The following is a 13,860-nucleotide window of genomic DNA, read 5'->3' as shown; positions in this document are numbered from 1 at the left end:
GTCGGCTCTAGCCGAATCCCTAGTCGATCCGCATTGCGAAGGCGACGCCGCCATCCCGTTCGAATTCCGAAAAGCCGAGGTGGCGGTAGAAGCCTCTGGCGCGTTCGTTGTTCGGATCGACGCCGAGATGTACGGCTCCGACCCCATGATTCCTAAACGCCTGAAGCTCGGTGCTGATCATCCTGCGTCCCCAGCCGGCTGCCTGACGCCCGGGAAGAATATTGATGTGGAGATGCGCGGGGTACTGGTCTTGAAGCCACGCCGTTCCGCTGCGGGGATTGTGAATTCGCTCGATCACGTCGGCGTCGCGAGGACGGGCGGGCGTCAGGCCCGCGATCTCCCGGCGCACGAACGGCCACCAGTTCGCCTGCAAGTCTCTGTCGAACGCGCTGGTATCCGGCGTGCCGACGACATAGCCGACCGGGCGGTCGTCCTGAACAAGAACAAAGGCGAAGTCTTTGGCGAATTTGAGATAGGGTACCGACCAGATGTAGCCCGGCAGATGCGGGTCGCTGTAAAGCGCGCTGGCATCGTGTCCGCCATTCGCGGTTTTCAGGCAGATGTCGAAAAGGGCGTCGATATCCGCATCAATCGCCGGACGGATGAAGCAATTGGTGTCCATCACGTTGCCACCTCCTGCGTGGCGCTTTGTCATTTCAGGCCGCGAGAAAGGCTGATGCATTGACGATTACCTCAGATTCGCCAGCCCGGCAAAGCTCTGAGGGAAGAAAACGTTCGGCCGGTGCGTGGCGCCCGGCCTGAACGGGGAGTGGAGAATAAACCGAATAAAGGTGGAACAGAGGAGAAGTAGCGTGAAATCGATCAACATTCTGTCGGCAAGCCAATGGAAAGCAGCTGTCGCGCTGACCGGCGCGGCGCTTGTAAGCTTCAGCCTTTCGGCGGCGGCGCGCGCTGACGATCTGGCTGTATGGGACGACCAGACCTATGAAGGTCAGAGTGCGGTCATCGAGCAATTGAACAAGGACTTCGAGGCTGCGCATCCCGGCGTTACGATCAAACGTACTGCCCGCACATTCGATGACATGAAGTTGACGCTGAAGCTCGCAGTTTCGGCAGGCAACGGCCCGGTTGTCACGAAAGTCAACCAGGGCGCCGGCGATATGGGCGCAATGGTCAAGGAAGGGCTGCTCCTGCCGGTTGACGACTACATCAAGAAATACAGCTGGGATAAGCGCCAGTCCGATTCCGTGCTGGCGCGAGATCGCTGGGATGGGCCAAAGTTCGGCGTCGGTAAGACCTACGGCATATCAGGCCTCGCCGAGATCGTCGGCCTCTATTACAACAAGAAGATCCTCGACGATGCCGGCATAGCGCTGCCGAAGACCTTCGAGGAACTCCTGGCCGATCTCGACAAGCTGAAGGAAAAGGGCGTTGCGCCCTTCATGATGGGCAGCGCAAAGCAGCATCTCGCCCTCCACATGATTGGCGCCATCGATCAAGCCCATATCGACGCAAGCAATCGCGCCGAGCTTGATGATCTGATCTACGGCAGGGGCGGCTCCTGGAACACCAAGGGCAACATCGAATCCGCAAAACTGGTGCAGAAGTGGGCGCAGGGCGGCTATTTCTATCCGGGTTTCGAGGGCATTTCGGGTGACGACGCCGTCCAGCTCTTCATATCGGGGCAGGGCGCCTTCCTGATCTCGGGAACCTGGTATTTCGGTGATATGCAGCACAACCAGGATATCGGCTTCATGGCCATTCCTGCCCCGAAAGGCATTACCAAGCCGCTGAGCGTCGGAGGCGTGGATCTTGCCTGGGCAATAACAAGCCTTGCCAAAGACCAGAAAACGCAGGACCTGGCCGGTGAATATATCGACTACATGGTCTCGGAAAAAGCTGCCGAAACCTGGGCCAATGCCAGCTATCTTCCGGCAACGTCGCTTGCGGCGGATGCGAAGCCAAAGCTCACGCCGCTGCTGAGTTCCGGCATCGAGATGTGGAAGACGCTCAACGCCAACGACGCTCTCGGCCACTATCCCGATTGGTCGAGCCCGACGATGCTGAAGACAATCGACGATAACACGCCGCTTCTCCTGTCCGGCAAGATCACGCCTGAAGCCTTTGTCGACGCTATGGACAAGGATTATCAGGCTTACCTGAAGGGTCAAAAATAAATGGCGCGGACGCAGGCCGCGACCGTTCGCGGCCTGCGTCTCGTCGACATCATCTCAAGAAAATCAGCACCGCGATCTCAGGCTTGCTGCACGACGACGATAGCTTTGGCTTCATGGAGTACCGGAATGAAGCGCTCCCCACTTGATGGCTCCGAACATACCAATTGGATCTATCTCTTCCCCGGATTGCTGCTTTACGCGGCCTTTGTCTTCGGGCCGATTGTCGCGGCTTTGGGGTTGAGCCTGACCAGTTGGGACGGCTTGACCGTGCCCAAGTGGGTTGGCCTCGGCAATTACGTCGATCTCTTTTCCGATGATCGTTTTTACATCGCCTTGCGCAACAATGCCGAGCTGATGATATTCTACTGCGTCCTGCCGCTCGGGCTCGGCATAGGTCTTGCGGCCTGCGTCTGGAATCTGAAGCAACGGGAACAGCTCGCCCTGCGGACATTCCTGTTCCTGCCATATATCATGCCGACTGCCGTGTTGGGCATCATCTGGGCATGGCTCTACAATCCTGCATTCGGTCCGTTCAATCAATTTCTGAGAGCGGTAGGCTTGGGCATGTTCGCACTCCCTTGGCTGGGAGATTTCAACTTCGTGCTTCCCGCGGTCGGGATCGTTGCCACCTGGTATTTCTTCGGTTTTTGCATGGTGATCTTCCTCACGGGAATCCAGCGCATCGATCCCTCGCTCTTTGACGCTGCGAAGGTCGATGGCGCTTCGGCGCGAAAGACGTTTTTCTGGATAACGCTGCCGCTTCTAATACCGGAGATCAGGGTGGTTTTGCTGCTGACGGTCATCGCGTCGATCAAGAGCTTCGACCTGATCTTCACAATGACCCGCGGCGGCCCCGCCAACGCCACGCTCGTACCGAACATCTACATGTACCAGCTCGGTTTCGAGCTCAATCGGTTCGGCGCGGCGGCGGCCATCGCCATTGTCGGCGCGGCCCTGACATTCATCATCAACTATGCAATTCACCGGTTTGTCGGCTCGCAGAACAAAGGGGTGGCGTGATGAGCCGTTCGTCCAATATCCCCGCTACCACGCTCCCTCTTCGCATTCTCCTCTGGCTTCTCGCATTCGTCACGATCACGCCATTCCTGCTTCTGCTTCTGACGTCAATAAAGAGCAAGGCCGACGTCCTAAAGGGTGCGTTCGCCCTGCCGGCATATCCGCACTTCGAAAATTACCTTGATGCCTGGAATGCCGGGCATTTCAACATTTACTTCTGGAATTCGATCATTGTCGTCATACCCGTTGTGGCCGCGAGCGTCTTTCTGGGCCTGCTGACGGGCTTCGCCTTCGCTTTTCTGTCTTTCCCGCTCAGGCGTATGCTGTTCGCCATCCTGACGCTCGGTATGATGGTGCCGGCAGAGGCTTTCATCATCCCGCTTTATTATGAAATGCGGTATCTCGGGTGGATCAATACCTATGCCGCCGTGATCGTGCCGCAGATCGCGATGTCGATCCCATTCTCGACGATCTTCCTCGCCAGCGCGATGCAGCAATTGCCCGAAGAGATTCTCGAAGCGGCGGTCCTCGACGGCGCCGGGCGCTTCTATATCCTTCGCAAGATCGTCGTGCCCCTGATGGTGCCGGCAATGTCGACGCTGGCGCTGTTCCTGTTCATCTGGACCTGGAATGAGTTTCTGATTCCCTTCATTCTGGTGAATGACGATGCCTATCGGACGCTGCCCCTCGGCATGCTGTTTTTCCAGGGGCGCTACACCGTCAACACGCCGGTTCTGACCGCCGGGGCGGTGATCGTCATTGCCCCGCTCATCCTGACCTATCTCATTTTCCAGCGGCGGTTCATCGCTGGCTTGACGGCCGGGACGACGAAATAGGCAGCCCAAGCCATTGGCGGCAGGCTTCAAGCCGCTCCGGCGAGATTTCGGCCGCGCCTGTGACGCGCTTCCAGCGCCGCGCAGCCCCAGACCGTGCCGAAGAGCAGATAGACATGCCGCCAGTGGTCGATGTCGATGACATTGCCGATCGCCGCATGGCCGAGAACGGAGATCCAGGCAATCATCAGGAAGGGTTGCCAGGGCCGGTCGTGAAGCAAGTTCCGGAAACCCAGGATGAGCGTCCAGAGCAGCATTCCGACATAGCTGACGAAGCCGAGCCAGCCATAGGAGGTGAGCGACTTCAGCCAGATGTTATGCTCGTCCTCGGGAAACATCGTGCCGAACACGAGCGGACCGATGCCGAGCGGGCGCTCCATCATCATGGTGAAACCGATCCTGTGGCGCTCGAAGCGGCCGAGATGTTCGCCGTCATACTGCTGCACGAGCTGGGCGCGTGTCGAAAACAACTCTGCGACCTTCGGAATCTGCAGCGCCACGAGCAGCGATGCGACCAGCATGATGATCGCCGCCAGTGACAGGATCAGCACGCGCAATCGGAAGGCGCCGCTGCGCTCCTTCAGCAGCATGATGAAAATCAGCAGCACCACGCCGAACGCAAAGAGACCCCAGGCGGCGCGGGAAAAGGAGAGGAAGATGCCGATGGCAATCACGAGAAGGGCGGCTGCCTTCAATGGCGATTTCTTCAGGTCGCCGACCAGAATGCCGTGGATGAGATGGAGCGACGGCGGCACCAGGAAGGGGCCGAAGACGTTTGGATCCTGGAACGCGCCTTTGGCGCGGTCATAGAGAGTGAACACTTCCGAGCCGGGAAAGGCGTGGAAATAGCCGAGCACGCCAAGCGCCGACGTGACGACGGCAGCCAGGGTCCAGGCGTTGAAGATCAGCGGCAGCCGCTTATGGCTGTCCTCGATGATCGCCCCGTAGAATACCGCGGTCAGCGCCAGGAAGGTCGAGACAGCGATATACATCGGTGCCGTCGCAAGGTCCTTCATCTGCGTCAGCGACAGCATGCCCCCGATATTGAAAGTAAGCAGCAGCGCAAGCAACGGCGCGACGCTGCGCGAAATCCTGAGACCAAGGATGAACCAGAGGCCGATCAGCCCCGCCATCCAGAGTTCATAGGGCGCCGGCTCATCGATGACGAAGCCGGAGAGGAAAACGCCGAAGGCGACGAAGGCCGAGCCGATCAGCCGCAGCGTTGTCCGCCGCGGCTGGGCGACACGCGAATATGTCGCCTCGATCGTGCTCAATAGGCATTTTCCGTGTTGAACAGCCGGACCGGAGTCAGGAACAGGATTTTGAGATCGAACCAGAGCGACCAGTTCTCGATATAATAGAGGTCGTAGGCCGTGCGGAACTTGATCTTCTCGTCATTGTCGACCTCGCCGCGCCAGCCGTTGATCTGCGCCCAACCGGTCACACCAGGCTTGACGCGATGGCGGGCGAAATAACCTTCGACGACATCAGCGAAGGCGCGGTCGCGCGCCTGGGCAAGAACCGCATGCGGACGCGGACCGACCAGCGAGAGGTCTCCCCGCAGCACGTTGAAAAGCTGCGGCAGCTCGTCGATCGAGGTCTTGCGGATGAACCTTCCGACACGGGTGACGCGCGGATCGCCCTTGGTCACCGCGGCCTTGCCTGAGGGGTCGGCCATATTGGTGTACATCGAGCGGAACTTGAAGACGTTGATGACTTCGTTGTTGAAGCCGTGACGCTTCTGCATGAAGAAGACAGGACCTTCCGAGGTCGCCTTGATGGCGATCGCGGTTGCAGCCATCAGCGGCCAGAGCAGCGCAAGCGCGACCAGGGTGAAGAAGATGTCGAAGCCGCGTTTGGCGACGGAGTCCCAGTCGCGGATCGGCATTTTGAAAATGTCGAGCATCGGCACAGCGCCGACATGCGAATAGGCGCGTGGCCGGAAGCGCAGCCGGTTGGCATGCGCCGCAAGCCGGATATCGACCGGCAGGACCCAGAGCTTCTTCAGGAGATCGAAGATGCGGGCTTCGGCCGAAAGCGGCAGGGCGATGATCAGCATGTCGATGCGCGTCAGCCGCACGAATTCGACGAGTTCCGCCACGGTGCCGAGCTTCGGGTAGCCGGCGACCATGATCGGTGAGCGTTTCTCGCCGCGGTCGTCGAAGATGCCGCAGATGCGGATGTCGTTGTCGGCCTGCTGTTCGAGGATGCGGATCAGCTCCTTGGCCGGTTCGCCGCCGCCGACGATGACGGCCCGCCGCTCCATGATGCCGTTGCGCGCCCAGTTGCGGATGCCGTAGGCGACAAGGAAACGCTCGGCCGCGAGAAAGAGCACGCCGACGGTGAACCACGGGACATAGGCATCGACCATCGCCCATGTGGTGCCGCGAATGAGCGCGAACAGGCCGATGGTCAGGACAAGCGCGATCGTCCAGGAGGCGAGAATGCGGGGCATGAGCCGTAGCTTCGCCCGAAGTGCGGGAATGGTGTAGGTGTCGGCGAGCTGCAGGGTGACGACGGTCGCGGCTGAAGCGATCGCCGCCATGCCGACCCGCACCAGCAGAGGATCGCTGCCGTCACCTGGCCAGAAGTAGTGGACGATCAGGGCAATCGAAAAGAGCGCCAGGAATTCCAGGAGCCGCAATTGGCCGATAATAATGACCGGCGAACGAGTGCCGTCGCGGAACTGTTCGGCGATCTGCCGGGCATAAGGATTGATTTCGATCGGTTCGGCGGAGTGCGCCTGACCTGCGTTGCGGTGCGCCTCGATCTCGGAAATTTGCTTGCGCAGCGCTTCCACATCGAATTGATCGCTTTTTTCCAATTTGTTCATGGGGTTTTGTCGCTCGTTGTCAGCAAGCGAAATACCAGAAAGCCCCTAAGAATTATTTACGGGGTAACGAACATTGCTTGCTCGGCGGCGGGACCGACGAGCTCATGGTATAATTGCAGGACATCCCGCGCCATCACGGTCGAGGAAAACACGGCCTTTACTGCCTCATGCGACGGCATTGTTCTGGCGTGCCAGCCGGGCGTGCTGAGCGCTTCCGCCATGACGCGGGCGAGATCGTCGGAATTGCCGGGCTCTACAAGAGCTGGACTGTCCTTGCCGAGCACCTCGGGAATGCCGCCGACGCGGCTGGCGATGATCGTCTTGCCGGCCCCCAGCCCTTCGAGCACGATATAGGGCATGGCTTCGGCGCGAGAGGGGACGACGAGATTTTGCGCCATGGCAAAGGCTTCGTGGATACGCATTGCCGGCAACATGCCGATCCGTTTGCCGAGGCCGCGTTCGATCATCATCTCGCGGTAGCGGTCCCGGTCGGGTCCGTCGCCGATCATCAGCGCCGAAAGCGGCCTGCCGAGCAGCCGCTCGGTCTTGGCGAAGGCATCGACAAACAGATCGGGACCCTTGAGGTCCCGAAGCATCCCGACATAGATGAAATGCACGGCATCCGACCGGGTGTGGATCGGCTCGAATTCACGCTCTCCGATGCCGTTATAGATCAGTTTCGTCTTCGTCCGCGGCTTGCCCACCTTACGCGCATAGGTGTCGCGCTCGTATTCGCAGATGAAGACCAGCGCATCGGTGAAATATTCCTGCAGGCGCTCCATCCTGAGGACGAACTGTCCTGTGAATGAGGAGCGCGAATAATGCAGGCTTCCGCCATGCGCGGTATAGAGGCGGGCTACGCGATACCTGTTCACCCGCAGGGCTGAGCCGGCAAGTCGCGCGAGCACGCCGCCCTTGGCGCCGTGCCCGTGCAGCACATCCGGCCGCAAACTTTTAATCTTCTTGTACGTATCCCACATCGTCGCGATATCGGACGGGCTGACCGAGCGGCGGATCGGCACGCGTGTCAGGCCGAGAGACAGATATGGGCGGATATCATCGAACAATCTGTCCTCGTGCTCGCCGCCGGTCGAGCTGTCGCAGAGAATGCCGATATGATGACCGGCCTTGCTGTGTTCCTCGACCAGATCGCGGACATGGCGGAAAATCCCGCCGACCGGCGATCTGAAGCAGTGCAGAATGCGGAGCGGCCTCTCTCTTGCCATTGCTCAAAAGAGCCGTTCGCGAACGTAGATCGTGTCGCCGGCGATGATCGGGCCGGATATGTTGATGCGGCCGGTCAGCACCTGTCCGTTTATCTTGCGGGTGACATCGACCATGCTCTGGTTGGCGCGACTGGAGAAGCCGCCGGCAACCGCGATGGCGTTCTGCACGGTCATGCCCGGAACATAGGCATATTGGCCGGGCTGGCCGACTTCGCCCATGATGAAAATCGAGCGGTAGCGGTCGACGTCAATGGTGACATCGGGATCGCGAAGATAGCCCTGCTGCAGTTTCTGGGCGATCTGCCCTGAAAGTTGCTGCAGGGTTCGGCCGCGGGCAGGGACCTGACCGATGAGAGGGAAGGCGATGTAACCGGCCTGATCGACGGTGTAGGTGTTGGTCAGGCTCTGCTGGTCGAAGACGGTGATGCGCAGCCGGTCGCCGCTATCAAGCGTATAGGGCTGGATGGTCGCCTCGTTGAAGGCTTTCGGAGCCGGCTTATACGTCGTGCAGCCGCCCAATGCTGCCGTCATGGCTGCAAGGCTCAGGGCCAAAAGGATTTTGGGCGGGGCGACAGACATCCGCTTGTGCTCACAGAAAATGAACTCGGTGCAGCCGTTATCGATCCGTTAGGGTTAATGCCCGGTAAAAGGCGCATAACAATTCCCCAATTCTTTGCCGATCTTCGCTATTTCTCGGCAGGATCAGCATTAACCGTTGAGTTACCATGGTCGTTTACGCTTGCGGCACGTTTGTTGTGGAGTAAGAGCATGTCCGGCGTAGTGCGTGATCAGGATGTGGATATCGACCTCGGCCAGCTGGTTCGCGCCGTCTGGGCGCGCCGGCTCAGGATTCTGACGATCACGCTCGCGGCGGCCGGCGTCGCCTTTGCCGGCGCCAAGATCATCTCGCCGCAATATCGCAGCGAAACACGCATCCTCATTGAACCCCGCGCGCCAGCCTTCGCCAGCACCCAGCAAGCGAACGAAGCCGGCGCCGGGCCACTGATGGACGAGCTGAATATCGCCAGCCAGGTGCAACTCCTGCAATCGGCCGATCTCCTCAAGAAGGTGATCAACGACCTGAAGCTCTACAATCTGCCGGAATTCGACGATGCCGCCAACGGCTCGGCGATGAGCAGCATCCTGGTGAAGCTGCATCTGAAGAAGAACCCGATGGAGAACCCGCCGGAAGAACGGGTGATCGACGCTTTCGTCGAGCGGCTGCAGGTCTATCAGGTGCCGGGTTCGCGCGTCATTGGCATCAATTTCACGTCGAAGGATCCGAAGCTCGCCGCCGCCATCCCGAACGCTATGGCGAAGGTCTACCTTTCCACCCAGAGCGGCGCCAAGCTCGCCTCCAATTCGGAAGCGACGCGCTGGCTTGAGCCGGAGATCGAAAACCTGCGGCAGAAGGTCGGCGAGGCCGAGAAGAAGGTGGCGGAATATCGCACCAACCACGGTCTGCTGCAAACGAACGGCACGACCACATTCCCCGCCCAGCAGCTTAATGACATCTCCGCGGAACTCACCCGCGTGCGGGGCGACAAGGCCAATGCCGAGGCGAGGGCGCAGGCGGTGCGCAATGCGCTGTCATCGGGCGAAGCCTCCGATACGCTGCCTGACATCATGTCTTCCCAGGCGATCCAGCGGCTGAAGGCGACGGAATCGGGCCTGCAGTCGCAAATATCAGATCTGCAGACCAGCCTTCTCAACAGTCATCCCCGGCTGAAGAGCCTGCGCGCCCAGCTCTCCGATATTCGCGGTCAAATCCGCCAGGAGACGCAGAAGATCCTGGCCAGCATCGAAAATGAGGCGAAGGTTGCCGACCTCCGCGCAAGCGAGCTCGAGCGCCAGAAGGACGCGGTACAAGCCAACAGCGCCCGCGCCGGCGAAGACGAGGTCGGCCTCAACGCGCTGGAGCGCGAGGCAAACGCCCAGCGCCAGCTGCTCGAAACCTATCTGGTGCGCTACCGCGAGGCCGCCTCGCGCGCCGACAGCAACTCCAGCCCGGCGGACGCCCGTATCGTTTCCCGGGCCATCGAGCCGGTCGATCCCTATTTCCCGAAGGTTGTGCCGATCGTCGTCGTCGCGGCCGTCGCGACGCTGATCCTGAGCGCCATCGTCACCATGCTCGCCGAACTCTTCAGCGGCCGGGCGCTTCGTGCCGTCGATGCCTCCCGTGACGCGGTCGAGGCGGAAACGGTCGCCGAAGACAAGGATGTGCCGCAGGCCGCCCCGGGTGTCGCTGCCGTCAGAAGGCCCGTCCAGCCGAGTATGCTCGCTGTTGTCACGGAGGATGACGGAAAGGACGTGATCGAAGAAACGGCGGCCGCCGAAGAGGCGCCGGAGGACGACAATGAATTTTCCATTGCCTCGGTTGCGGACTACCTCACGGGCAGCCGCGCGCCGCTGGCAATTGCCATATCCCCAACTGGTGACAATGGCTCGGCGGCGACGGTTGCGTTGACGCGCATGCTCGCCGATGCCGGCCGCCGCGTCATTCTGATTGATATGACCGGCTCCGGCTATCCCACAGAACTGATGGCCGAGGACCAGACAGCTCTTGGTGTCACCGATCTGCTGTGCGGCGAGGCCGCCTTCGGCGACACGATCCATGGCGATCGCCTTTCCGATGCCCATCTGATCCCGCAGGGCCAGAGCGACGTGCGCCGCGCCATGCGCGGTGTCGACCGGCTGTCGCTGCTGCTCGATGCGCTCGCCGCCGCCTACGACCTCGTGGTGGTCGAATGCGGTGCGGCCGATGTCGCCGGCATCTCGCGGCTGACGCGCAGCCGGGATGTCGAGATCGTCCTCTCCCTTCCGGAGATGGACGAGACTATCTTTGTGACCTTGATGACGGAATTCCAGACTGCGGGCTATGAGCGCGTCGTGCTGATGTCGGGCGGCGAAGGGGCCGAGCAGGCGCTCGGCCAGGCCGCCTGAAGCATGTCGCGCAAAAGTGTGCAGCGGTTCTGCGAAGAACGACATACGCAAGACAAAGACGCTCAGCCGATCCGTGCGCGGATGTTCTGGGCGAATTTATAGAGCTTCGGGCGCGCCTTGATATGCGCCTTGCCCCGGGTAACGATCCGGTGTGCCGCGCCGGCGGCAAGGCCAAATGGTGAAACCGGCAGCACCACGTCGTAATGAGCGGTCTCGACCGGCGCCCAGGATCGTTTGTAGGTCTGATCGCCGAGGCCAAAATCGAATAGCGCGACGCCACTGCCGTGCAGTCCCCAAATGATTTGCCAATAGAGGAATTCGCCGGGGCTGGTATCGGGCACAAGATCTTCATCGATCGCCCCGAACTGGCAGATGACGTGATCGCCCTTGCGCGAAATGCCCGAGATCGCAGCGATCCGGTCCTTGTTCTCGCCCTTCAGCCGCAGCGCATGCATCTGCAGGCCGAAATACTGTCTTGCATCATCCCGCTTGTCGATGAGGCCGTGCAGGAAGATCTGCGTTTCCCGATCGGCGAAGACGTCGGGGAGGCCGAGGTCGGCGAAGCGGATACTCTTCAGGTGGAAGAAGATATCGAGCAGGCGGTGCTGTTCTTCCGATGTTTCCGGGATGACATATTCGACGCCGCCGGCCGCGTCCAGGCGCCTTGATTGAACGCGGAATTTCTTACGCCGGCTCTTGGCGTTGAGCTGCTTCAGCGTCTCCTCGAAATTGGAGAGGAACGGCAATTGATAGGCGTGGTTCTGGTTCTGCACCATCGGCAGTCCGGTGAGCGGGGTCTGCCGCCCGCGCCATTCCAGCGGAAGGTTTTGCAGCAGCAGCAGATCGGCATGGCCCTTCAAGACCTGCCGAAGCTGCCCCGCGAACTTCTCCGCGTCGATGCTGCCGCCGCTTTCGGCAAAATTGCCGGAGAACAGACCGGTATTGATATTGCTGTGGTCGGCCGCGATGAACTTGGCGACGGCCAATCCGCGGGACGTGACGATCTCGATCGGCAGAATGAAGGCCGTCTCCCCGGCATAAGTGCCCTTGAGGATCGCCAGCGGCCGCCGAAAGCCTTTGACCCAGGCGGCGCACCAATCATAGCTCTGATGAAGTGAGTGGAGATCGTCGGTCTCCAGAGCCCGCCAATCATCCTCCAGCGGCTGCATCGCGTCGAATACCGAGATGTCGATTTTTGCCATGGCAAGTTTCATGCTCACCTGGCGTAGGCGTGAAATCGCCATATCGGGCAGCGCGCCATCATCGGACGGCTGTTCATCAACATCGAGCTTTTGCGTCTGCACGGGAACTCTCCGGTCAAAATGCTGAACGGGAAGGTAGGTGTGCAGGACGTATATTTGGTTTAACCGCCGCCCATCGGCGAGGTTTTCCGCCGATCACGGTTATTCGGCCGTTAATGGCCTATTGCTGCCGCGGTCCGGCCATCCACTTGATGATCACCATTGCCGGCAATACCCAAAGCAGGCCGGTCAGCAGGAAGTAGAGCAGGTGCCCCCACCAGGGGGCGTTGCCGAGCGTCGCCACCGCGATCGTGTTCGCCACCAGCGCATAGACGAGCACAAGCACGATGATAAAGATCGTGCCGATGAATTTGCGGAGACGGACGGGCATTGTTTATCTCTTGTCTGAGGTAGCGCGGAGCGGCGCGACGGCATGCCGCAAAGCTTCGGGGCTTGTTTTGCATGAGCCGGTGAGGCAAATCAACTGCCGGATAGAAGGAGACATCATGGCCGTCGCGAACCCCACCATGGAACAGGCGATCCTGAGCGAAGTACGCAAGCAGCACCGCAACCGCCGCGCCTTGCGGCTATGGCTCGGCGTCGTGCTTTTGGCGCTCTTCTGTCTCGTGCTCGTCGGAGGGGCAACGCGGCTGACCAATTCCGGCTTGTCGATCACCGAGTGGAAGCCGATCCATGGCGTCATTCCGCCGCTGTCGGCCGTGGAATGGGAAGAGGAGTTCCGCCTCTACCAGCGCATTCCCGAATTTCAGCAATTGAACAGTTCCATGACCGTCGACGAGTTCAAGGGCATCTTCTGGTGGGAATGGGCGCACCGACTGATCGCCCGTGGCATCGGCATGATCTTCGCGCTGCCGCTCCTTTATTTCTGGCTCACGGGGCGGATCGAGAAACGCCTGCGCTGGCCGCTGGTCGGCATCCTGGCGCTCGGCGGCCTGCAGGGTTTCATCGGCTGGTGGATGGTATCGTCAGGGCTGTCTGCCCGCACCGACGTCAGTCAGTACCGGCTGGCAACGCATCTCGTCATGGCCTGCCTGATCTTTGCCGGCTGCATGTGGATCATGCGCGGGCTGTCGCCGCACTCCAACGATCCGGCGCCGGCACGCAGTTCGCGCGGCTTCGCTGCCGCCATCGCTGTTTTCGCCCTGTTCCAGATTTATCTCGGTGCCCTGGTGGCGGGACTCGACGCCGGTTTTTCCTACAATACCTGGCCACTGATGGATGGCGCCGTCATTCCCTCCGATCTGCTCATTCAGCAGCCCTTCTGGATCAATGCCTTCGAGAACCCGAAAACCGTGCAGTTCATCCATCGCATCGGCGCCTATACGCTCTTCGCGCTGACCTTGATCAACATGGTGATCGCCCTTCGCGCCGCACCCTGGACCACCCATGCCCGCCGCGCCGTCCTGCTTTTCGCGCTGGTGACCGCTCAGGCGGCAATCGGCATTGCCACGCTACTGATGCAGGTGCCGCTTCACTGGGGGCTGCTGCATCAGGCCGGCGCGCTTGTTGTATTTGGATTCGCCGTCGCCAACTGGCGCGGCTTTTATGGCGAATACCCGCACGAGACGATGATCACCGAGCGCGATTGAAGCGACAAGCCTTATTCGT

12 protein-coding genes are annotated in these 13,860 nt (G+C 60.5%); 5 read left to right on the top strand and 7 right to left on the bottom strand.

The genetic code is table 11. The features are described from left to right. Positions 1-19 precede the first annotated feature (19 nt). Positions 20-622, bottom strand: a complete 603-nt coding sequence (locus tag QWJ46_RS05780) for a GNAT family N-acetyltransferase (protein ID WP_184453497.1) — start codon at positions 620-622, stop codon at positions 20-22. A gap of 169 nt (positions 623-791) precedes the next feature. Here QWJ46_RS05780 and QWJ46_RS05775 point away from each other — a divergent pair, with 169 nt between their 5' ends. The 3 genes from QWJ46_RS05775 to QWJ46_RS05765 all read left to right on the top strand — a co-directional run bounded on the left by QWJ46_RS05775 (position 792) and on the right by QWJ46_RS05765 (position 3,991). Continuing rightward, a complete protein-coding gene (locus QWJ46_RS05775; protein ID WP_302749661.1) occupies positions 792-2,138 on the top strand; it encodes an extracellular solute-binding protein in 1,347 nt (448 codons plus the stop codon). Between the two features lie 126 nt (positions 2,139-2,264). After that, complete coding sequence (locus QWJ46_RS05770) at positions 2,265-3,158, top strand: carbohydrate ABC transporter permease (RefSeq protein WP_302749660.1); 894 nt, start codon at positions 2,265-2,267, stop codon at positions 3,156-3,158. Next, on the top strand, positions 3,158-3,991 hold the full coding sequence (locus QWJ46_RS05765) for a carbohydrate ABC transporter permease (protein WP_302749658.1): 834 nt from the start codon (positions 3,158-3,160) through the stop codon (positions 3,989-3,991). The genes QWJ46_RS05770 and QWJ46_RS05765 overlap by 1 nt, the downstream gene beginning before the upstream one ends. Before the next feature lie 26 nt (positions 3,992-4,017). Here QWJ46_RS05765 and QWJ46_RS05760 read toward each other — a convergent pair whose 3' ends face one another. Genes QWJ46_RS05760 through QWJ46_RS05745 form a run of 4 tightly spaced genes read right to left on the bottom strand, consistent with a single transcriptional unit; the run spans position 4,018 to position 8,626 of the window. Beyond that, a complete protein-coding gene (locus tag QWJ46_RS05760; protein ID WP_302749657.1) occupies positions 4,018-5,262 on the bottom strand; it encodes an O-antigen ligase in 1,245 nt (414 codons plus the stop codon). Continuing rightward, a complete protein-coding gene (locus QWJ46_RS05755; RefSeq protein WP_302749655.1) occupies positions 5,259-6,821 on the bottom strand; it encodes an undecaprenyl-phosphate glucose phosphotransferase in 1,563 nt (520 codons plus the stop codon). Before QWJ46_RS05755 ends, QWJ46_RS05760 begins: the two co-directional genes overlap by 4 nt. A gap of 56 nt (positions 6,822-6,877) precedes the next feature. Further along, positions 6,878-8,047 carry a glycosyltransferase gene (locus tag QWJ46_RS05750; protein WP_302749653.1) on the bottom strand — a complete coding sequence of 390 codons (1,170 nt, stop codon included), beginning with the start codon at positions 8,045-8,047 and terminating at the stop codon, positions 6,878-6,880. 3 nt (positions 8,048-8,050) lie between these two features. After that, on the bottom strand, positions 8,051-8,626 hold the full coding sequence (locus QWJ46_RS05745; protein WP_012483394.1) for a polysaccharide biosynthesis/export family protein: 576 nt from the start codon (positions 8,624-8,626) through the stop codon (positions 8,051-8,053). Positions 8,627-8,815: 189 nt separating this feature from the next. On the opposite strand from QWJ46_RS05745, the gene QWJ46_RS05740 reads away from it, so the two are divergent. After that, entirely contained in the window at positions 8,816-10,990 is a 2,175-nt protein-coding gene (locus QWJ46_RS05740) for a GumC family protein (protein WP_302749650.1), read from the top strand. Positions 10,991-11,052: 62 nt separating this feature from the next. Here QWJ46_RS05740 and QWJ46_RS05735 read toward each other — a convergent pair whose 3' ends face one another. Both QWJ46_RS05735 and QWJ46_RS05730 read right to left on the bottom strand, forming a co-directional pair. After that, positions 11,053-12,294, bottom strand: a complete 1,242-nt coding sequence (locus QWJ46_RS05735; protein ID WP_302749649.1) for a GNAT family N-acetyltransferase — start codon at positions 12,292-12,294, stop codon at positions 11,053-11,055. 118 nt (positions 12,295-12,412) lie between these two features. Continuing rightward, complete coding sequence (locus tag QWJ46_RS05730) at positions 12,413-12,622, bottom strand: DUF2842 domain-containing protein (RefSeq protein ID WP_302749648.1); 210 nt, start codon at positions 12,620-12,622, stop codon at positions 12,413-12,415. A gap of 115 nt (positions 12,623-12,737) precedes the next feature. Between QWJ46_RS05730 and QWJ46_RS05725 the strand changes: the two genes are divergently transcribed. Further along, a complete protein-coding gene (locus tag QWJ46_RS05725) occupies positions 12,738-13,841 on the top strand; it encodes a COX15/CtaA family protein (protein WP_302749646.1) in 1,104 nt (367 codons plus the stop codon). Positions 13,842-13,860: the final 19 nt, after the last annotated feature.

The sequence above is a fragment of the Rhizobium sp. CBN3 genome (assembly GCF_030518245.1).
In the GTDB taxonomy this organism is placed as follows: Bacteria; Pseudomonadota; Alphaproteobacteria; order Rhizobiales; family Rhizobiaceae; genus Rhizobium; species Rhizobium aethiopicum_A.
The sequence above is the reverse complement of the archived record's forward strand: the minus strand, read 5'-3'. Positions and strand labels throughout refer to the sequence as shown.

Coding starts and splice junctions, on each gene's coding strand:
- QWJ46_RS05750 (WP_302749653.1), bottom strand. CDS start 8,047: ATGGCAAGAGAGAGGCCGCTCCGCATTCTGCACTGCTTCAGATCGCCG.
- QWJ46_RS05745 (WP_012483394.1), bottom strand. CDS start 8,626: ATGTCTGTCGCCCCGCCCAAAATCCTTTTGGCCCTGAGCCTTGCAGCC.
- QWJ46_RS05765 (WP_302749658.1), top strand. CDS start 3,158: ATGAGCCGTTCGTCCAATATCCCCGCTACCACGCTCCCTCTTCGCATT.
- QWJ46_RS05770 (WP_302749660.1), top strand. CDS start 2,265: ATGAAGCGCTCCCCACTTGATGGCTCCGAACATACCAATTGGATCTAT.
- QWJ46_RS05730 (WP_302749648.1), bottom strand. CDS start 12,622: ATGCCCGTCCGTCTCCGCAAATTCATCGGCACGATCTTTATCATCGTG.
- QWJ46_RS05780 (WP_184453497.1), bottom strand. CDS start 622: ATGGACACCAATTGCTTCATCCGTCCGGCGATTGATGCGGATATCGAC.
- QWJ46_RS05725 (WP_302749646.1), top strand. CDS start 12,738: ATGGCCGTCGCGAACCCCACCATGGAACAGGCGATCCTGAGCGAAGTA.
- QWJ46_RS05740 (WP_302749650.1), top strand. CDS start 8,816: ATGTCCGGCGTAGTGCGTGATCAGGATGTGGATATCGACCTCGGCCAG.
- QWJ46_RS05755 (WP_302749655.1), bottom strand. CDS start 6,821: ATGAACAAATTGGAAAAAAGCGATCAATTCGATGTGGAAGCGCTGCGC.